The organism is Symmachiella dynata (assembly GCF_007747995.1).
Taxonomy (GTDB): Bacteria; Planctomycetota; Planctomycetia; order Planctomycetales; family Planctomycetaceae; genus Symmachiella; species Symmachiella dynata.
In genome coordinates this window covers 7,642,228-7,661,265 of the sequence record NZ_CP036276.1, presented here as the reverse complement: position 1 = coordinate 7,661,265, position 19,038 = coordinate 7,642,228, and the positions used below count along the sequence as shown (strand labels likewise).

General features: G+C 52.9%; 17 protein-coding genes. 11 read left to right on the top strand and 6 right to left on the bottom strand.

All coding sequences use genetic code 11. From position 1 onward, the window contains the following. The first annotated feature begins 54 nt into the window (after window positions 1-54). The 4 genes from Mal52_RS29135 to Mal52_RS29120 all read left to right on the top strand — a co-directional run bounded on the left by Mal52_RS29135 (window position 55) and on the right by Mal52_RS29120 (window position 3,445). Window positions 55-1,482 carry a sigma 54-interacting transcriptional regulator gene (locus tag Mal52_RS29135; RefSeq protein ID WP_145380407.1) on the top strand — a complete coding sequence of 476 codons (1,428 nt, stop codon included), beginning with the start codon at window positions 55-57 and terminating at the stop codon, window positions 1,480-1,482. Between the two features lie 251 nt (window positions 1,483-1,733). Next, window positions 1,734-2,540, top strand: a complete 807-nt coding sequence (locus Mal52_RS29130) for a TIGR04255 family protein (protein WP_145380406.1) — start codon at window positions 1,734-1,736, stop codon at window positions 2,538-2,540. Further along, window positions 2,540-3,010 carry a hypothetical protein gene (locus Mal52_RS29125; RefSeq protein WP_145380405.1) on the top strand — a complete coding sequence of 157 codons (471 nt, stop codon included), beginning with the start codon at window positions 2,540-2,542 and terminating at the stop codon, window positions 3,008-3,010. Before Mal52_RS29130 ends, Mal52_RS29125 begins: the two co-directional genes overlap by 1 nt. A 15-nt stretch (window positions 3,011-3,025) precedes the next feature. Continuing rightward, the gene (locus Mal52_RS29120) at window positions 3,026-3,445 is read left to right on the top strand and encodes a hypothetical protein (RefSeq protein WP_145380404.1); all 420 of its coding nucleotides are present in this window, start codon (window positions 3,026-3,028) and stop codon (window positions 3,443-3,445) included. A 75-nt stretch (window positions 3,446-3,520) separates the two neighbouring features. Here the strand turns inward: Mal52_RS29120 and Mal52_RS29115 are convergent, their stop codons facing one another. Both Mal52_RS29115 and Mal52_RS29110 read right to left on the bottom strand, forming a co-directional pair. Next, window positions 3,521-4,081, bottom strand: coding sequence for a hypothetical protein (locus tag Mal52_RS29115; RefSeq protein ID WP_145380403.1), 561 nt, complete (start codon window positions 4,079-4,081; stop codon window positions 3,521-3,523). A 536-nt stretch (window positions 4,082-4,617) separates the two neighbouring features. Then, window positions 4,618-5,631 carry an IS110 family RNA-guided transposase gene (locus tag Mal52_RS29110; RefSeq protein ID WP_145375389.1) on the bottom strand — a complete coding sequence of 338 codons (1,014 nt, stop codon included), beginning with the start codon at window positions 5,629-5,631 and terminating at the stop codon, window positions 4,618-4,620. Window positions 5,632-5,898: 267 nt separating this feature from the next. On the opposite strand from Mal52_RS29110, the gene Mal52_RS29105 reads away from it, so the two are divergent. From Mal52_RS29105 to Mal52_RS29095, 3 genes are read left to right on the top strand one after another with little or no spacing between them, the layout of a single operon-like run. Continuing rightward, on the top strand, window positions 5,899-6,801 hold the full coding sequence (locus Mal52_RS29105; RefSeq protein ID WP_145380402.1) for a UDP-2,3-diacylglucosamine diphosphatase: 903 nt from the start codon (window positions 5,899-5,901) through the stop codon (window positions 6,799-6,801). Continuing rightward, on the top strand, window positions 6,797-7,996 hold the full coding sequence (locus Mal52_RS29100) for a BtaA family protein (RefSeq protein WP_420824963.1): 1,200 nt from the start codon (window positions 6,797-6,799) through the stop codon (window positions 7,994-7,996). Before Mal52_RS29105 ends, Mal52_RS29100 begins: the two co-directional genes overlap by 5 nt. A 28-nt stretch (window positions 7,997-8,024) precedes the next feature. After that, window positions 8,025-8,771, top strand: coding sequence for a class I SAM-dependent methyltransferase (locus tag Mal52_RS29095; protein ID WP_145380400.1), 747 nt, complete (start codon window positions 8,025-8,027; stop codon window positions 8,769-8,771). Between the two features lie 44 nt (window positions 8,772-8,815). Here Mal52_RS29095 and Mal52_RS29090 read toward each other — a convergent pair whose 3' ends face one another. Beyond that, a complete protein-coding gene (locus tag Mal52_RS29090) occupies window positions 8,816-9,580 on the bottom strand; it encodes a PEP-CTERM sorting domain-containing protein (protein ID WP_145380399.1) in 765 nt (254 codons plus the stop codon). Window positions 9,581-10,357: 777 nt separating this feature from the next. Here Mal52_RS29090 and Mal52_RS29085 point away from each other — a divergent pair. Then, window positions 10,358-11,620, top strand: coding sequence for a hypothetical protein (locus Mal52_RS29085; protein ID WP_145380398.1), 1,263 nt, complete (start codon window positions 10,358-10,360; stop codon window positions 11,618-11,620). Between the two features lie 31 nt (window positions 11,621-11,651). Here Mal52_RS29085 and Mal52_RS29080 read toward each other — a convergent pair whose 3' ends face one another. The 3 genes from Mal52_RS29080 to Mal52_RS29070 form a co-directional block, all read right to left on the bottom strand. Then, window positions 11,652-12,896: an acetyltransferase domain-containing protein gene (locus Mal52_RS29080; RefSeq protein WP_145380397.1), complete on the bottom strand. Its 1,245-nt coding sequence runs from the start codon at window positions 12,894-12,896 to the stop codon at window positions 11,652-11,654. Window positions 12,897-13,310: 414 nt separating this feature from the next. Then, window positions 13,311-14,303 (bottom strand): DUF1559 domain-containing protein, encoded by a 993-nt coding sequence (locus Mal52_RS29075; protein WP_145380396.1) that lies wholly within the window; start codon window positions 14,301-14,303, stop codon window positions 13,311-13,313. Window positions 14,304-14,369: 66 nt separating this feature from the next. After that, on the bottom strand, window positions 14,370-14,822 hold the full coding sequence (locus Mal52_RS29070; RefSeq protein ID WP_145380395.1) for a hypothetical protein: 453 nt from the start codon (window positions 14,820-14,822) through the stop codon (window positions 14,370-14,372). 361 nt (window positions 14,823-15,183) lie between these two features. Here Mal52_RS29070 and Mal52_RS30665 point away from each other — a divergent pair, with 361 nt between their 5' ends. The 3 genes from Mal52_RS30665 (at window position 15,184) to Mal52_RS29055 (ending at window position 19,037) form a co-directional block, all read left to right on the top strand. Next, on the top strand, window positions 15,184-15,621 hold the full coding sequence (locus tag Mal52_RS30665; RefSeq protein ID WP_231962480.1) for a hypothetical protein: 438 nt from the start codon (window positions 15,184-15,186) through the stop codon (window positions 15,619-15,621). 154 nt (window positions 15,622-15,775) lie between these two features. Continuing rightward, the gene (locus Mal52_RS29060; RefSeq protein ID WP_145380393.1) at window positions 15,776-16,756 is read left to right on the top strand and encodes a DNA cytosine methyltransferase; all 981 of its coding nucleotides are present in this window, start codon (window positions 15,776-15,778) and stop codon (window positions 16,754-16,756) included. A gap of 19 nt (window positions 16,757-16,775) precedes the next feature. Further along, window positions 16,776-19,037 (top strand): sensor histidine kinase, encoded by a 2,262-nt coding sequence (locus Mal52_RS29055; RefSeq protein ID WP_145380392.1) that lies wholly within the window; start codon window positions 16,776-16,778, stop codon window positions 19,035-19,037. The last annotated feature ends 1 nt before the right edge of the window (window position 19,038 follow it).

Here is a 19,038-nt window from a genome sequence, read left to right as displayed (position 1 = left end):
AATCACGCCGAACAGCCACGATGACTCCCTTCTCCCACACAGCAACGGCCTACTATGAGCGAGCGACCTCGAACACTCGGACAACTCCGCGAAAGCGGTTACAAATCCCAGAGCGTCAAAGCGGAAATGCGGCGAAATCTGCTGGCCAAACTTCGCAGCGGAGAACCGCTGTTTCCCGGCATTCTGGGCTATGAAGAGACGGTCATCCCGCAAATTCAAAACGCGATTTTGTCGCGGCACGACATGCTGTTTCTCGGCCTGCGCGGCCAGGGCAAGACCCGCATGTTGCGGATGTTGTCGCAGTTTTTGGACGAGGCCATGCCCATCGTCGCCGGTTCGGAAATCAATGATGATCCGTTTCATCCGATCTCCAAATACGCCCGCGACCACGTCCTCAGTCGCGGCGATGACTGCCCCATCGAATGGGTCGGTCGCGAAGCCCGGTATCACGAAAAACTGGCCACGCCCGATGTCACGATCGCCGATTTGATCGGTGAAGTCGATTTGATCAAACATGCCGAAGGCAAACATCTCTCCAACGAAGATGTGATGCACTACGGCCTGATTCCCCGCAGCAATCGCGGCATTTTCTGCATGAATGAACTGCCCGACCTCAGCCCGAAAATCCAGGTTGGACTGTTCAATGTGCTCGAAGAGCGCGACGTGCAGATTCGCGGTTTTCCGATTCGATTGAACCTTGATCTGCAGATGGTGTTCAGCGCCAATCCGGAGGACTACACCAACCGGGGACGCATTGTTACGCCGCTGAAAGACCGCATCGGTTCGGTGGTGCAGACGCATTATCCACTGACGCGGGAATTGGGGATCGAAATTACCGAAGCCAACGCTTGGCGCGATCGTGATGGTGAGGTCGACGTCCGCGTGCCGGGGTTCATGAAGGAAATCATCGAAGAGACATCTCGCCTGGCGCGGAGCAGCGGCCATGTCAATCAAGCTTCCGGCGTGAGCGTCCGCATGTCGATCGCCAATTACGAATGCATGCTCTCCAATGCTGAACGCCGCGGCGTGGCACTTGGAGAAAACGTCGTCGTCCCCCGCATCAGCGATCTGGCGCACCTGGCGGCCAGTTCCCGCGGAAAATTGGAATTGAACATGACCGAGGAATCCGGCGAAGAAGACCGGTTGATCAACCGTCTAGTGGAAGAGGGAGTCAAAAACATCTTCGACTTGCACTGCAAACCGAGCCAGTTCCGCAACGTCGTGGAATATTTCGACGCCGGAAACGCGCTGGAAGTCGGCGACGGAGTGAACACGTCCGACAGCCTCAAGAGTATGTACGGCATCCGCGATTTCCAAAACCAAATCGAAAGCCTAGCAACCCAACTCGCCCCCGACCTAGCCACCGGCCCCGCCGCCGACGAACTCCACCTCAGCACCGCCGAATTCATCCTAGAAGGACTGCATTGTCATAATCGGATCAACAAGCAGCGCAAGACGGGTGGGGCGTTGTTTCAGTTGTGAGGGTGTAGATTTTTCAATCGGGATGCGGTTGCCAACATTCTCTTACCATCCTACCCAAGGTAGTATCGTTTCCTGCTTGGCATGCGGAAGTTGCTTTCGGGGTTGACTTTACGTCGAATATTAACCATGGTTTCTGTTGACGATACTTGCAGCACATTCAACAGTACACGATCCATTGACGATATTTACCAACAAAAGTAGAGTCCCAGCGCGTAAAATACTGATGGTACCGTGGATTGGATACTTTTTATATGAGTCAAGAACCCAGCCCGTCGTTTGGCAATCCGCCGGTCGTGGAAACGGTGCTCTCAATTCAGTTCGATGAATTGGAGAAGTTCCGCACGACGCATTTTGGGTTGTTTCATTCGACGACGATGGACCGATATCCGGATGCAGTGGATAAGCAGCGGTTGGATGGAATAACCGAGGCTTTTCCGCTGACCCCCCGAATCCGTAAACTTCAAATTACGCCTCATGAAGGCACGCCTGAGCGAGTTTGGTTTCGCGACCATTCCGGTTGTGAAATGATCCAACTCCAACCCGATCGGCTAGCGTTCAACTGGTGTCGACGGAATGATGCGCCAGAATATCCGCGATACGAGCCCAATCGCACAAAACTTCTGGAAGAGTTTGAGAATTTTAACGAGTTTGCAACCGCTCAGGAATTAGGGGCAATACGACCTAATCTATGTGAAGTGATCTATGTAAATCATATTCACCCGCAAGACAACGAAGACGTGATGGATTGTTTTGCTTCTGTATTTGCTGGAGTGAATTGGATATCAACCGACGGTTGGTTGCCGCAACCTCCTGAAATTGTAACCTTCAATCGCGTTTTTATGATTCCACCCAAAAAAGGACGACTTTACATCGAGGCGAACATCGCTAGTGGAAAAAATACCAAGCAATTCATATTGTTAAAGATAACTGCAAGAGTCACTCACAATGACGGTGATCAGCTGATTGAAAGTCTGGATTTAGCCCATGAATGGGTCGTTAAGAGTTTCGTTAGTGTTACAGACGAAGAAGTACGCCATAACCGCTGGGGACAGGAATAATGACGCACACTTCATTTGCCGCTGAAAGCTCAACCGCAATTTCGCAATCCGAAGCACTTGATGCGACAGCTGGCGGAACGGAAGAGGGACTTGTGTTCGCGCGTCGTGATTTCGTAGCAGATTGGCTCCAGGATAGATTGATTGCCCTCGACCAACTTCGAAAGTTGGAAGAAAATTGGGACAGTTATGGTGCTAGATCTGTTGATTTGACATCAATTGCTATTGCAGCAGCGATCATCAAACTACTCGCCGAGGTGATCGGAATTTGTCGACCCAATATCGCTGCATCGCCTGCCGGGAACGTCGGCTTATCCTGGGAATGGGAGGATTGCTCACGCGAATTAGACGTAGAGATACTTCCAGATATTTCTTTTCGGTATTCGTATTTAGACGAGGAGAATCCCGACCTTGATCGAGAAGGTACCACCCGAGATCTAAACATAATCGCAAACCTGTTAACGGCGTGGTAATGGATTGTGAACCCAGTGCAGGATCAACCAATCCAGGAAGACGAAATCTTGCTGCGACGAGTTAGGCGGCCCTCCGCCAGCAACGTCACAGTCAAGAAACGACCCGATGGAGGCGACCAAGCTACTAGTTGGGCAATGAAGACGAAGGACAATGAACTATCGTGCTCAAGAAAAAAAATCACTACGCCGCAACAACTGCTTAAATCACTGATCCTTCAGGGGGAAGACCCTTTGGATTTCCTTGTCTGCGAGTTTAAGGTTTCCGATATAAAAGAGATTGGCCTTGAAATTGCATTCACCCCGACGCATGACGATCCAGGCCACTGTAGCATCACTGGAGAAAACCAATCACGCTATCCAAACGGCAACAAGGCAAAGAGACTAGCCAGAAGAACCCGCATCCTCACGGAAGACGAAATTGAAGAGTTGTCATAAACCACTCCGCCGGACCCTCCGTTGGAATGAATACAAAGCCGCTACTCGCCGTTCAGATAGCGAACTAGCGCCCCCTCACTTCACCACCGCCTCAAAATCAATCATCGACTCCGCTGGATGATCCGGGACCTGCAGCGTCAGGTATGGTTTGTCGGCGGCTTTGTGGCAGGCGTAGCAGGCTTCGAGGGTGAAGCGGTAGGCGGTGTTGAATTTTTCGCGGTCGCCGGATTGGATCGCTGCTTCCAAGTCCTTCAACGGGCGATTTTCCAGTGATTCAAGAATGTCCGCCAGTTTGACTTCCTGCCCTTGGTTGTCTTTGCGGACCGGGATAATTCGCACTGCCCACCGCAGGTGCGAACGGGTCTCGTTGAAATAGAACTGTGCCAGCGGCCAATTGCCGTGCTGGCCGGCGAACCACAAGTTGTCGTAGTGGTAAGCGACATCCATCATTGCGTGCGCTTGTCCGGGTAGCTTGCCTTTGATCGTGTCGAGTTCCGCACGCAGCGCGGCGGGACTCTCGCTCCCGTCCTCCCCCGCTGCCCATGTCGCAGGGCCCAACAACCCAGCCCACATGAGTCCGACTGCCAAACCGGCAACAAAGACTCCACTGCCGCGAACTTGATTCTTCAGTGTCATTGAATCGCTCCTGTATTCTTGTGACCACTGGCAGCAATTCTACGGCGTGAGTTGATTGTATGAATAGACAAATTTCTTGGCCGTTATTTCGTTAGGCAAACCGGACAACTGGGGCGGACGGTGCAGTTGGTTGTCCATTGGTCTTTGCGTCAGGCGGGAGCCTGACCTTCTATGAAAGTTCGTTGCTTGTCAAGTGGCGATGCTGTGATGACGTGCGTCCCCATTCTTCTATCCGAGCAAGGGAATTCTCCCAGCCCAAGTGGGTGGCTTCGAGGTGATGTGACAGCCCCATCTACAGGACGAGCGTAGCGACACGGCGGCCGCCGGCCCAGGTCAGGCTCGAGCAAGTCAGCATCAGCACGGGTTAGCAATCATCATCAACAATCGTCACTTGCATTCACTTTTTCATTATACGTTCGATGAGCCTCGTTCGTCTCGCCGTCGTCTCGGCCTGCACAACCAGGAGGTCGAGAGGACGGCGTGGCGACCCTCGTTTGTTGAGCTGGAGTTGAGGTCTGGACATGGCGAACGCTTTCTTAAACGGAAATGGTTTTCATTTGATGGTACAACCAACGCATCCAACGGTTGCCGATCGCCGCCGCCACCACGCTGCCCGGCTTGCCGCGTCGACGCAAACGCGTGTTCATCTTCGACAGACGCAGGTCGTAACGGCCCAGGCGATGGGCGGTCTCGATGATCACACGCCGCAATTCCGGATTCCCCGCCTTGATCAAACCGGCGTCCGCCTGGCGGTTTCCGCTGGAGGCATTTCGCGGAGTCATGCCGCAAAAACGAGCCAACTGTTTCCCCGTACGAAAGCGGTCGAACCGGCCGATTTCCGCACGCAACGTCACAGCCGTCACCAAGCCCACACCTTTGATCTCCAACAGTTTTTGGACGATCGCATCATCGCAGGTCGCCGCGCAGAGACGTGCTTCGGCTGCGCGGATCTCCCGTTCCAATCGCTGCAGCGCCTCTAGATGCTGGTCCATCACCCACCGCATCTGAGGCGAGATTTCGTCCAGCCCGGCCAGCCAGTGCTGCCACGCTTTGGTCCAGCGGCGCTGCTCTGCGACGATACGTTCCTCGCGAAGCAGAGCCGTGATCCGCAACTTGACGTTTCGCCGCGCGGCGGCCAACTGTTGACGATACCGCACCAGCCTCCGCAGATCCCGCAACGACTCCGGTGGCATCCAGACCCGCGGAAGGTACCCCACACGTTCCAGGTCTGCCAACAAACGCGCGTCGCTGAAATCGGTTTTGTCGGGGCTTTGTTTGAGTTTGGCGACGTAGCCGGCATGGGCCAGATCGACGGACCAACCCGTGTGGCGGACCAATTCTTCAGCAAAGTTGGCTGCTCCGGTACAAGCTTCGAGGGCGACGAAGACCCGTGCGGATTTGGGAACCACCCCGCGCACCAGTAAGGCGACATGCTCCGCACTGTTCGGCGATTTGAGGTTAGCCAACACATTGCCCTCGCGATCCAACACGCAGACCTGAATGAACGACTGGTGGTAGTCGAGTCCGACAAAAAACGATAAACTGGACATGCTCGTTGCTCCTGATAGGACCAAATTGTTGCGTGAAATCAAACTTGGTTGTATCACAGCAACGAGCTTTCATCCCCATCTACGGAATTTGGCGGGTCGCATTGCGTCTTATTGCGCTGCGGATCAATTCGGTTGTTTCATCTGAGTTTCACGAGCTTTTCATCACATGCTCATAATCACGCGCTAATCTGCTCTCCCTGACGTGGATGCCAAAACAGATCTGACCCGTTCTGTTGGATCTTGACGACAAGTCATGGAGGAAATGGAATGCAGCGAACCCAGGGAGGGTCCCGACGGCAGGTACGCACCGTTTTTTTGAGCGACGTCCACCTCGGCAATCGGCATTCGCAATGTCAGGCACTGCTCGATTTTCTTGAGGATGTCACGCCGGAGTCCCTCTACATCGTCGGCGATTTGATCGACGGTTGGGAAATGAAACGCTCGTTTCGTTGGCTCCCTTCCTACACCCGCCTGCTGCAACACATCACCGCTCTGGCTGAACGGGGGACGCGGATCTTCTACCTGCCGGGCAATCACGACGACTTTTTGAGGCATGAGGATTTCATACGCAGTTTGGTCCAACAACTAGGATGTGTGGAGATTGCCGAAGAGTTCATCTTCAAAGCGGCTGACGATCGTCGTTTTTTAGTAACGCACGGCGACCGCTTCGATTGCGTCGAACAGTCAGCGCAATGGCTGTCGATGGGCATCACGGGGATTTATAACGTTGCCCTGTCGCTGAATTGGTGGTTGAGCCGTTTGACGGGCAACACCAAACGCAGCCCGTATCATCTTTGCGCGCTGGCTAAAAATCGTGTCAAAGCTGTGATTCGTTTTATGAGCCACTTCGAAGAATCACTGATGGGGCATGCCAAACAACAAGGTTGCCAGGGGGTGATCTGCGGGCATCTGCATACCCCCGCCATTGTGCACCGTAGCGGCATGACTTACTGCAATACGGGCGACTGGGTCGAAAACTGCACCGCGCTATTTGAATACAACGACGGCGCGCTCGAATTGGAATATTACTATCCGCAAGCCGCAGTGCAAAAGACACCCCCGCGCCGCGTCGCTGCCACGCCAGCCCGGCCGCTCGAACTGGCGCGGCCGATGCTGTCGCTGCCGGAAGTCACAGCTTGCACCATTGCCACGGGAGACCTGAATGATTAACGCGCGATCCATTAACCAAGCTTGCTTCAATTGGATTCACCGGCACAACCTCGTCTACAACGCCTGTTGGGAAGATCCCCGGCTGGACCGTCAAGCTTTGCAGCTTGGCCCCGAAGATGAAATCCTGATGATCACCTCGGCCGGTTGCAATGCTCTGGATTATGCACTCGTTGGACCAAAACAAATTCATGCCGTCGACGTCAATCCGCGGCAAAATGCTCTCCTGGAATTAAAGCTCGCCGGCATCCGTGCGCTGGACTACGACGAATTCTTCAACCTGTTCGGCCGCGGACGGGTCGCTGCGTGGGATTCGCTGTATACCGGTCGATTGCGACCGCAACTCTCGCCGGCTGCGCAAAGCATTTGGGACCGTTGGGGCGTGTTGTTTCAAGGACGCGGACGACGCAACAGTTTTTATTTCCGCGGCTCCTCCGGATTTTTCGCGTGGATGATCAACGGCTACATCAATCGATTAGCTCGCATTCGTAACGACGTGAACGAACTGCTCGATGTCTCCACCGTGACCGAACAGCAACAAATCTATGACAGTCGGCAATTGAACGAAGCCTTGTGGCGTCCGCTGGTGCAGTGGTGCATGAATCGCGACATGACGATGGCCCTGCTGGGCGTGCCGCAAAGCCAACGGCGACAGATTGACACCGGCTACCCCGGCGGAACGGTGCAGTTTATTGTCGATCGTGTTGAAACCGTCTTCCGCACCTTGCCGCTGTACGACAACTACTTTTGGCGGGTCTATCTCACCGGCGAATACACACGCGCCTGTTGCCCCGAATACCTCAAACCGCACAACTTTGAGTTGCTCAAAAACGGCCTCGTCGATCGCATCAGCGTGCAGACGAATTCGGTCCTGGGGTTTCTCGACCAGCATCCCGGCACGATTTCACGCTACGTGTTGTTGGACCACATGGATTGGTTGTACAGCAACGCGCAAGATGTGCTCGCCGCCGAGTGGCAAGCGATGGCCGATCATGCCTCGCCCGATTGCCGTTTGATTTGGCGTAGCGCCGGTTTGAAAGTCGATTTCGTCGATCCGATTCTTGTCAAATCCGGCGGCCGCGCACGGCCGATTGGCGAGCGACTGCACTATCACACGCCATTGGCCGAACAACTGCATCAAAAAGACCGTGTGAACACCTACGGCAGTTTTTTCATCGCTGACTTGGCAGCTGCGTGATCACGACTCGGCACAAGGACTGCTGCGCATGCCCCCGACCTCCACTGCTACGAACGTGTTTCGCGATCTGAAAACGCTGTTTCATCTGACGTTATCACGTGTACGCGGCAGATCGCATAGCGAACGGCTTGAATCGTTCTATGGTCCACAAGCGGCCGGGTATGACTCGTTTCGCTCGCGATTGTTGCATGGCCGGCAAGAACTGATTGATACACTCGGATTTCCTGATCAGGGGACCTGGATCGATATCGGTGCGGGGACCGGCGAAAACGCAGAACGGGTCGGACCGCGCTTAAAAAACCTGAAGCAGGTCTATCAAGTTGACCTTTGTCCGTCACTTTTGAAGGTCGCCCAGCAACGCGTGGCCCAACACTGCTGGCAAAACGTGCAACCGGTGCACGCCGATGCAACAACTTTTGCGTGTGAACCAGCCACGGTCGACGTGATTACTTTCTCATATTCACTGACGATGATCCCCGATTGGTTCGCCGCGATTGAAAACGCTTGGCAGCTCCTCAAACCGGGGGGGACAATCGGTGTGGTTGATTTTTATGTCGCTCGCAAGTACCCCGCCCCTGGCCGCACACAGCACGGTTGGGGGACACGGACGTTGTGGCCGCTCTGGTTTGCCGGCGACAACGTCAACCTTAACCCAGACCACATCCCGTACCTGCAGCGCTGCTTTGAGCAAGTAGAACTACAAGAAAAGACCGGCAGCGTCCCCTACCTACCGTTGGTGCAGGTGCCGTACTACGTCTTCATCGGCCGCAAATAAACGTAGGTCAGGCTCCCGCCTGACGCCTATCGCATTGAATCGTCCTACGCTAAGGGTGCTAGGCGTCTACGTCTGAGACAGCCAAAGAGTGCCAAGCTGATGCCGCCGATGCCCAGTAGCACAATGGCGGATGGTTCGGGGACTGGATTCACCGGGGGCGGCTGGGTGACAAATCCGATGTTGTCGACCCCCACACCGCGGTCCAGATCGCCTAATTCCAACACAGCTTTGACGGCGACACCGGCGGCGAAGACCTGAAGAAATTCCCAGTTGCCATCAATCGGTTGAGTTTGCATGTTCACCGTTAACGACGACATACCAACGATATTTGTCATCGCTTGATCGGCGAATAACGTTAACGTTGCGGTCGCTGAATCGAGAGGCGCGTTCGAAGTCCCTTGTGCTCCGCCGTCGATGCGGAAGTCAAAGATATCCAGGCTCAGTTCGGTGATGCCATTCGCAAATTCAAACAGGTAGTTCGAAGCATAAATCCCGGTGTCGGTGACGTGTTCATCGGTCATAAAGAACGATCCGCCTCGGCCGTTGATCACATCATCATTGGTCAGGTCGGGATTGAACGAGGTTGTAAACGCACTGCGGGGCAAACCAACGGCGGCTATGTATGGCAAGCCGCTGGGATTGGCTGCGGGTCCATAGGTAGTCATCGTGACGAGGTTGTCCCCCGTGTCGATGGGACTGTCGATCGTTTCCAGGTCGACATACCCGCTATCAAAGTCAATAAATCCTGCGCGGGCGTCGACCCCGCAAACGGCCAACACGACCGTAGCGAGCATCAAAATTCTGATCATCGAAGTTCGTCTCAAAGTTGCCTAGCTCAATTGAAATTGATGATTCTTCCCTGGTGCGGTGAGCTAACCGACCACTCCGAAATCATCGCTCGGAGATCATCATCCGTGGAGGATGGAAAGCCAGCTTTCTCCTTTTAAAGTCGGGCAATGTGTCGCACAAAACACATCAACGATGGCCGACTTATTGAGCCAGTAGGGAAAATCGTGCCAAACAATCACTATTTGCCCTGTCGGTGCAACACAAGTGAGGCAGTCGAGTGGAATGTCGGGATTATTCCGGTAAGGAGGGGCCGTCTCGCGCTGTCTCGGATGTTTAGCATGTCAATCACTGGCTTTACACATTGTAATGTCGGCTGAACACCTTGCAGTCGTCCAATCCATCAACTGCTGTCGCCTCCAACTCCCCGCTACGGAAAAATAGGTTCGCTGGTAGCGTTTTCTTTTGGGGGGCGACAGCTCTGCGGGTCCGGTAGCTGTCCGGGCTATTGCGACTAAACAGTTTTCCCTCGCCGACACAAATGTCCTCCCGGAACAGTTCCTCTTCAAGAACTTTTGGGGCGAGCCTGCCGGGGGCAAGAATTGTATCTTGTTTGTTTTAAGAGGCTTACGTCACATTCTCTTCGGTTGGAATATTGCGTGTTACAAGGATTATCGGCTTTTTCTCAATTTTCTCTCAAATTTGTGGCTCGTGACGGGTACCGTTGGGCATCTAAGAGTAGATCGCTAATTTCCCCTTCAACAATGTCTCACTGAATGTGAGAAAGGTTTGACGAAAACATGACAAACTTCTCAAAGACGTTCGCATGGGTGGTTTTAATCTTGGCAACCGGATTAGGGCAGGTTGCCGCGGCCGCCACACCAAAGTTCGCAAAACTGGATCGTGGACAAGGCCGCACGCTGAACTTAATCGAAATGCATACCGAAACGCGGACACGCTCGGTGACGGTCCCAAGAGAGGTCACGACCGCTGATGGCCGCATCGTGACTATCCAAGAGCAAATCGAACAGGAGTTTCAAATTGAAGTTCCAACCAGAATCGAACTGCCCTCTACCGATACGCAGTTCCGCACCGTCCTCGGTCAAGATGTCAGTTATCGAGAAGTTTATGGACGGATTACCCGCCCCACCCCCGTTGTCGTTGCGTCAGAATCTATCAAATCACGTTGGCTAGAATTATTGGCACCGGACACTTTGGTTGTCCTCCTCAATTCCCCCAATAATCTTCCTGCACCGAGCCCTGTGGTCAATTTTGAACTCACGATTCCAGGCACCAATGTGTTCAGCATTGCCCGCTTATCCGGCCGAGTGCTGACACTGAAACTCGCGGGTGAACGATTCGTTTATGAACGTTCTGAAGAATACGATACGCCGCGTTACGTGGGCTATTATAATCGGCGGCACAAGCTCGCACTGCGGTGGCCGCGAAGCGATAAAGGAGTTTTATTCAAGGGCGATGTCATGGGCGGCGGTGCGGTCCGTTTTTATGAAACCCGCATGCGAATTGTGGGAGTCCAAAAAACAAAACCTGGACCGGACACCATCGGACCGAACGATGAAGTCCTGCTGAATGTCATCAACAACTCTGGGCAAAGCGTGAAGATCAGCTATTACGACGCGAAAACTAATAAAGAACTGCCATACAATCAGCTCAAGGCAGACGACTATTACGAACAGCCTTCCTTTGTGGGGCACCTCTGGTTTGCCAAGGATCTGCAAGGCAATAAGGTTGCAGAATTCACCGTCCCAAGAGAGTCGACATCCAGCTGGGTAATTCGTCCCCCTGTGCAGACCACGGGATTTTGGAAATCGTCCATGGGGGGCATGTATATCGACCAGGGAAATGGAAAATGGCTCGCACTCGACCCGTCCGGCCAAATCTCTGGTCGGTTCGAAGAACGAGAACGGACCGACGAATTCCTGGCAATTTATGACGGGGATCAGCAACGCTGGGTCCGCATCTATAACAACAAAGCGATCACGACAGGTGCGGGAATCGATGGCTGGCAAGATCTGGGAAAAGGGAAATGGGACCGCAGATAAGGTCGCTGGCAAGTCCACGTTCGCCGGCGTGTTACAGGTAACTCAACCACGCATCGCGGCGGCGGCGTTTGACGCCGGCGAACCAACGGCAAAGAGGATAGAGTGCGACAACAACGCCGAGCCAGATGCCGTAGAGCACCGGCAGATCTACTCCGCAGTTGTTGCCCGCACTATCCAGACCGGCATGGCCGGGAGGAAATGAAAACAACCAGGCGGGTGTCTCTTGGCACTGCAGATAGACAATCCCAATCGTCAGCGCGTGAATCACAAAAAGGTGCAAGATGTAATAAAACAGCGGCACGCGGCCATAGATGACCAAGAAGTGTCCGAACTTTCCCAGCGGTCGATCGGCGGCTGCTAACACGATGAGTGCCGGACCCAAGGTCATCAACAAAAACAGCAGCGACGGGGGATACTTTTGCAGGGCTAAGAAAGAGAGCATTGTTCGCACGAACTCGGGATGCGAACTCCATTGCCCCGGGTCGCCATACATATTCGTCGCACGCAGGCCGAAGAATGTCAGCGTCAGGACGATGCCCAATGCTAATGTCTCTACGCGACGTTTACCTTGCGGGAGTTTCAAGAGTGGCCCGAATCCATAGCCAGCTGCCATAACACCCACCCAGGGAATCAGCGGATAAGCCACATGCACGGGAACGCCGGAAAAGGGAGTGACCCCGCCTCCCGCATGGAGAAACCGCCACAGCCACGCCCAGTTTTCACCAAAGCTATCGGCCGAGACGGGATCAAACACATTGTGAAAAGCGATCAACAAGATACCAATCGTGGTAATGGCCGAGATGGGCAAGAACACCAAACCCGACATCACGACCATCGACCAACCGATCGTCCAGATCACTTGTCCCACGCTGCCAGAGGCATAATCGAAGTTAAAAAACCATGCCAAGCGGATCACCGTTAACTCTAACACGACGAGCCACAACCCGCGTGTGAGTAAGAACCTCGAAGCGTGAGCTGTCGAGTGGACGCGGCGACCATACAAGTAAGCTCCGGTTCCGGCCAGAAACACGAACACCGGTGCGCAAAAGTCCGTCACCCAGCGCGTGAAGAACAGCGCAGCTGTCGTGTTCGCGACGTCAGTGGGACTGTACTGAGCCGCGGAGAGAAACTCGCGGACATGGTCGAGGCTCATCAAGACGATTGCCAAGCCCCGCAGCATATCGACGTTATCCAGTCGCGGTCGGACAATGTCAGTGTCGGCATTCTTTGCCGTTCCTGGTTCGGTCAGCAAAACGGAGTCAGCATCATGCGTCACGAATGGATCCTCACGTCGAGAGGGGGTGCGGGTCACGGTGTCAGCAAACTCCTAGAACAAGTCGCGGACTTCCCCCTTAGAGGAAGTCAAGGAGCTGCAACCGCCCTGAATAAGACACGATGTGTCGACGCTGAAACGCAAGCTCACATTAAAAGTGACTACTCAGTCCGTCGTCACTGTGCTTGAGTAACGTGGGACCGCAAGCAGCCCCGAAATCATCTTTGAGCTTTCCAACGCCTGCTTCTTCCAACCCAAATCACACACTTGAAAAGCCACAACTCAGCAAGCTGCCGGGAAGCATTCTCAAAGTCCAGTCGTACATTCGAAGAAAGTAGCCCTGCCGACTCCCCAAGGAGAGTCGGCAGAGCCATGTGTGAAGACGAGACGAAGAGTTTGAATCCGTCCCAGAGGGCTTTAGAATTCGTCCAAGATTTCGCCGTCGGCCCGTGTTCCTAATCCTTGATAGAGGTTGGTATCTATCGAGTAGTTCAGGAAGTGCACGGATCCATCAGCCAAAACGAAGAACGCTCCGCCTGTGTGATGGCTCCAAAACTTTTGCGTCGAGGGGCCGGAGTCAGGATCGTCGTCGGTAACGCCTTGGGAGAAGGTGAACATCTCGAGAATGTGATCCTTGCGGCCGGAATAGAGCGGGGGATACCCGCGACCACACAGCGGCCAGCCATAGGTCAACGACTCATGCTGACCACGTTCGCCGACCATGCAAGTGTTCGAGGTACCATCAATGACGTCGCGGATCCGGGTTCGACTGTTGCTGTAGAGCATCCCTTCATAACCTGACGCATCCTGGCAGGGAACTCCGTCGGGTGATGTGATTGACCACAACGACCCCATGCCGCATTCCCAGTTCAGTGTTTTCCCAGCGACACCCAAGTAGCTAGCCACGGCCATTGATCCGTTGGAGATCTCATAGGTTCCAGATCCAGTAATTCCGGTGAATTTCCCCCCTGCTAACGGATCGGTTGGGCAAACCAAAACCGGTTTGGTTTGTGTCCACGTCCAGTTTTCAGTCGGAAAGTTGGTCTCTTGCTGGCCCATGAACTCTGAACAGCGACCTGTGGAAGCGGGGTCGGCATAAGCAAAGTCCAACTGCTCGTAGTCGTTTCCAAGATCCATGTACGGGAGAATGTAAGCAATCCATGACCAGCCATTGGAGGTGGCTGTTCCGGCATAAAGGTTGCCGATGGGAAATGTCCCATGGACATCGTGGTAGTTGTGTAGCGCCAGTCCGATTTGCTTCAGGTTGTTGCGGCACTGGGTGCGGCGAGCTGCCTCGCGTGCCTGCTGGACAGCTGGCAACAACAGAGCAATCAAAATGGCAATGATAGCAATCACCACCAGTAGCTCAATGAGTGTGAATCCCGACGTGCGTTTTCGTGTTTGCAACATAACTCCTCCCGCTGAAAAGGGTTAAAAAGGACATCGTGTCAACTCAAAGAAAGATTGGTGATGACGTCAGTCAAAAACAATCTCTAGCTCCGGACTGTCCTCACTGTCGCGCGACGGGATTTCGACCGTCGTTTCCAAGCGTTCCGGAAGCTTGATCTGGTCCCGCGGCGTGTCGTCGGCAGGAATACCAGGTGATGTGATCACAGAAACATTGTACTTTTTGCCCGGTGTCGGACCGCTTTCTGCGGGGATCGTAAACCGACCTTCGGCAACCTCGCCACTGGAGCCGTTTCCACCTTGATCCGGCAAAGGATTGAAGTAAATCGTTGCTTTTGTCTGCAACAATTCTCCTCCTTTTTTGACGGTACCAGTCAGTGGAACACGGTCGCCGTGCGAAGTATCGCCGCAACCGGTCAAAGTCGATGAGAACAACACCATGGCAAACAAGACGGCCAGCGGGCGGAACAATTGAAGCGTCAATTGTGTTCGAAGAGGAGCTGCGAAAATTGCGCGAGCCATGAACTGAGCCTCGAAATTCAATGAGAGGGAGAGAAATCGTTGCTATTCAAGTTTTCCAGCCGTTCAAAAAACAGCGCAACGTCGCAGCGCGCACTGCTTTTTTCATCGCCGGCAAACTTTCGAGAACTGCGAGAGTTTGTATCTCCTGAAGCAGGCTCAAAACGCCTGCTTGACTTCAAATGCCACGCTGTGACATTTGACCTCAAAGGTTACTAAGCTAATGAGTCTACGGATTTGTTAAGGAATGTAAACAAAAAAATAGGGAAATTACCGAGATTCTTAGAACACATTCCTGCAAGCACGCTGAGCCTCGAAAAGTTATGCAAGTTGCATAACGTTATGGCAGAAAAAGAGCGCGGAATTGGCGACGCGCGACGAGTTGCTCAAAGAGATGTTTGTGTTGCGCGCGATCCAATTTGGCTGGAAGACATGCGATGCTTCGTTAGCCCATGAGCTCCACAGACTTGATGTTGAAAACCAGCACGGCATTCTTCGGGATGCCCTGAAGCTCTTCGTCGCGGTAACACAAATGCGGACTCGCTCGGAATTGACGCATGCCTCCGACGCGCATCCCCTCCAGGCCGTAGCGGAAACCGGCGATCAGATGCCGGGCACCGACGGTCAATATCTCGTCGCGGTCTTTGGCAACAAAGTCGCCACGGTTGAGCTGAATGTCGAATTGAAGCCGCACACGGTCACCCTTCTTCAACACCGGCCCTGTCCCAGGTGTCTCGGCGAGAAATCGATCTCACGTGGTGAACTGCCCAGCCAAGCATGCAGTTTAAGCCATTGGCAATGAGCGAGAAAATGCCGTTATATGTGGCTCCAATCGCTACTTACACCACTATGACCGTGCACGGTGCCAGGAAGCGACCTGGTGTTCTGCACTGTTTTTGCCGATAACTCCTTACATTAGGTGAAGTTATGGCCCCTTGACATTGGAGAAGGCGAATATGGTGAGGACGAGCATAAACAATTCAGCAGGAGTTCGGGCCATCGATTTATTCTGCGGCGCAGGTGGAAGCAGCTGGGGGGCCAAACTCGCTGGTGCCGAGGTCGTCGCAGGATTCGATAAATGGGATATCGCAGGTGATGCGTACTCTGCCAATTTTCCAGACGCATGGTTTTTTGAGGGGCGACTGGAAGACTGGACCAACCGGCAGTTGAGAAGTGAAATAAAAGACATTAACCTCTTGATTGCGTCACCAGAGTGCACCAACCACAGTCCTGCTAAAGGCAATAGTCCGCGTTGCGAGAAAAGCAAGGAAACAGCCTTTCATGTAATACGCTTTGCCAAAGTATTTGAGCCCCGTTGGATCATCGTGGAAAATGTTGTGAATATGCGTAACTGGTCACGCTACGACGAGTTCCTGGATGATCTCATAGGACTCGGCTATCACGTTAGCCCACAGGTGCTTGATTCGTCGCTTTTCGGTGTGCCACAGACGCGACGTAGACTGTTTCTTCTTTGTGATCGAGAACGCGAACCGGCATCGATCACATCCAATTTCGCGTTTCCCATTCCAGCCTCAAGCATCATTGTCAAAAATAGCGAGTACAGATTCACGCCATTGCGACAGCCTGGAAGAGCAGACGCGACGTTGGCACGCGCCGAGAGGGCGATGGATGTCGTGGGAACGAAACGCCCATTTCTAATCGTATACTACGGTAGCGATCATGCAGGAGGATGGCAGCGGCTTACACGTCCCTTACGAACTATTACTACGCTTGACCGTTTTGCATATGTAAAAGTTAAGAAGGCACAGCATTTTATGCGAATGCTTCAGGTGCCGGAATTAAAGGCTGCCATGGGTATGCCTATGAAGTTCTCTGTCAAAACTAGTAGTCGGCGTGATAGTATTAAGTTGCTTGGTAATGCCGTTTGCCCGCCTGTGATGCGAGCCGCGGTGAGGGGTTTAACAAGACAAGCGTGACCTATTAGCGAAGAAGATTATGTCCAACACAACAGACGAACCTAAATACCTAGCGCTTCGCCCAAAAGCTAGGATTCTCCGCACGCTCGGTGAAGAGTTGATTAGCAGTGAGACTGTTGCGATTATTGAGTTGGTGAAGAATTCGTATGACGCAGATGCCGAACGCGTCCTAATACGTTTTACCGGGCAGCTTGAGCCTGGTAAGGGAGCAATTGAAGTAATCGATAACGGAACTGGTATGTCTCTAAATGTTATTGATCAAGCTTGGATGGAACCGGCGACCTACAACAAACACAATAAGAAAAGTAGCTCAAAACTTGGTCGGCGAGTCCTGGGGGAAAAAGGGATAGGAAGATTTGCAGCTTCGCGTCTTGCCGATGAGTTGGAATTGGTGACGAAACAAGTGTCATCCTCTCTCGAGATCTACGGCGTCTTCGACTGGACACAATTTGATGACGAGCAGAAATATCTAGACGAGATTCTAATCCTTATTGAACAGCGTCCCCGAAAAGAGATCTGCCGAAATGGGGCTATTGAGTCGCTTTGGAAATCCAAGGAGCAGCCCCATGGCAAAGATTTGAGCCACGGAACCATTCTCCGAATGAATGGGTTGAAGAAGGTTTGGAGTAAAAGGGACTTTGAAGAGTTGCAGCGAGGTTTGGCTCGCTTAGTCTCACCATTCAGAAAACAGTCAGAGTTTTCGATAAAACTGGAACTTCCTGACAATCTTGCTGAATTCGCACAGGATGTATCGCCGCCGAAAATTATCAAGTATCCGCATTATTCCGTTAAAGGGTCGGTTGACGCCACCGGCAAATTCAACTTCACGTACCGTGTTTACTCCGAGGGGCAAACATTTAAAGAATCAGGGTACTTCGTTCATGAGGCAAATGATGCTGAAAAACTCCTTAAAATAGAGGGTGAGGAGGCAAGAAAATACACGAAGAAACTCTTGAAGCCTGATGCTGCTGAAGGGGAGATGGACGAGGACAAAAGGCAGCGTCCTGAATGTGGACCATTCGAGCTGGAGCTGCGAGTTTGGGATCGTGACGAACTTGGCAATGTTGTCCAACAGACGAGTTCCACGATTTCCGATGTACGGCGAGATTTGGATGCAATGGCGGGCGTGAACATCTACCGTGACGAGTTTCGCGTTCTGCCCTACGGTGAACCACGCGACGATTGGTTGCGTCTGGATATGCGCCGCGTACAAAACCCGACTTTGCGCCTTTCAAATAATCAGATCGTTGGGTATGTCAGTATTACAGCTGATGAAAACCCTAAGCTGCGAGATCAGTCGAACCGCGAGGGCTTGGATGAAAATCAAGCGCTGGATGATCTACGGCAAATCCTGATTGAAGTACTTTCCTTTATGGAGAAGACGCGATTTGCCGTACGGCCTCGGAAGATCTCCGAAGAGTCAAAACGACCGCTCGGCAGCTTGTTCGCGGCCTTTGACCTGGCGCCCTTGCGTGAACACCTTGCGCAGGCGCATCCGAAAGACACTGAGATGCCCAAAATAATCGAACGTGCGGAACGGGAGATCGCCAAACAAATCGAAGAAGTTCAAACTGTATTGGCACGTTATCATAGCCTTGCGACCTTGGGGCAACTTATCGACGTCGTGTTGCATGACGGCAGGCATCCAGTTGGGAAGATCCAGAAAGAATCCTTGCTCGGGCAAGAGGAAATTGACAAGTCGTCGAGAGATGACGTACGTCTCTTTCCTACCTTGCATCGCAGGTTTGCAGAAATTGAAATTCAAGGCGAAGTCTTGAAAACGGTGTTTCGGCGAATTGAACCGTTCGGTGGGCGACGTCGCGGCAAACCGTCTCAACTTTACCTGGAGAAGATCATCAGAGACTCGGTTGGCATATTCAGTACGGAAATCGAAAAGCTCGGCATTGTGGTGACATTGCCGAACACGGAAACACTTGTACGTCTGGACGCTGCGGAAATGCAGCAAGTGTTTTCCAATTTGATTCAAAATAGCATGTTTTGGCTTCAAAAGGTTGAGGACCGTCGTATTTCTATAGCAATAAAGCGAGTGGCATCGGATCACGTTGAAGTGCTATTTGCTGACAGCGGACCAGGAGTACCCCAGGAAAACCGCAAATATATATTTGAGCCCTACTTCTCAACCAAGCCAAACGGTGTTGGTTTGGGATTGGCGATTGCAGGCGAAATCATCAGTGACTTTTACGGTGGGAAACTTGAATTGCTAAATCACGGTCCATTGCCTGGTGCCGTTTTTCGAATCAGCTTGAGAAAGCGAGTTTAAA

Coding starts and splice junctions, on each gene's coding strand:
- Mal52_RS29135 (WP_145380407.1), top strand. CDS start 55: ATGAGCGAGCGACCTCGAACACTCGGACAACTCCGCGAAAGCGGTTAC.
- Mal52_RS29130 (WP_145380406.1), top strand. CDS start 1,734: ATGAGTCAAGAACCCAGCCCGTCGTTTGGCAATCCGCCGGTCGTGGAA.
- Mal52_RS29125 (WP_145380405.1), top strand. CDS start 2,540: ATGACGCACACTTCATTTGCCGCTGAAAGCTCAACCGCAATTTCGCAA.
- Mal52_RS29115 (WP_145380403.1), bottom strand. CDS start 4,081: ATGACACTGAAGAATCAAGTTCGCGGCAGTGGAGTCTTTGTTGCCGGT.
- Mal52_RS29110 (WP_145375389.1), bottom strand. CDS start 5,631: ATGTCCAGTTTATCGTTTTTTGTCGGACTCGACTACCACCAGTCGTTC.
- Mal52_RS29105 (WP_145380402.1), top strand. CDS start 5,899: ATGCAGCGAACCCAGGGAGGGTCCCGACGGCAGGTACGCACCGTTTTT.
- Mal52_RS29095 (WP_145380400.1), top strand. CDS start 8,025: ATGCCCCCGACCTCCACTGCTACGAACGTGTTTCGCGATCTGAAAACG.
- Mal52_RS29090 (WP_145380399.1), bottom strand. CDS start 9,580: ATGATCAGAATTTTGATGCTCGCTACGGTCGTGTTGGCCGTTTGCGGG.
- Mal52_RS29085 (WP_145380398.1), top strand. CDS start 10,358: ATGACAAACTTCTCAAAGACGTTCGCATGGGTGGTTTTAATCTTGGCA.
- Mal52_RS29075 (WP_145380396.1), bottom strand. CDS start 14,303: ATGTTGCAAACACGAAAACGCACGTCGGGATTCACACTCATTGAGCTA.
- Mal52_RS29070 (WP_145380395.1), bottom strand. CDS start 14,822: ATGGCTCGCGCAATTTTCGCAGCTCCTCTTCGAACACAATTGACGCTT.
- Mal52_RS29060 (WP_145380393.1), top strand. CDS start 15,776: ATGGTGAGGACGAGCATAAACAATTCAGCAGGAGTTCGGGCCATCGAT.
- Mal52_RS29055 (WP_145380392.1), top strand. CDS start 16,776: ATGTCCAACACAACAGACGAACCTAAATACCTAGCGCTTCGCCCAAAA.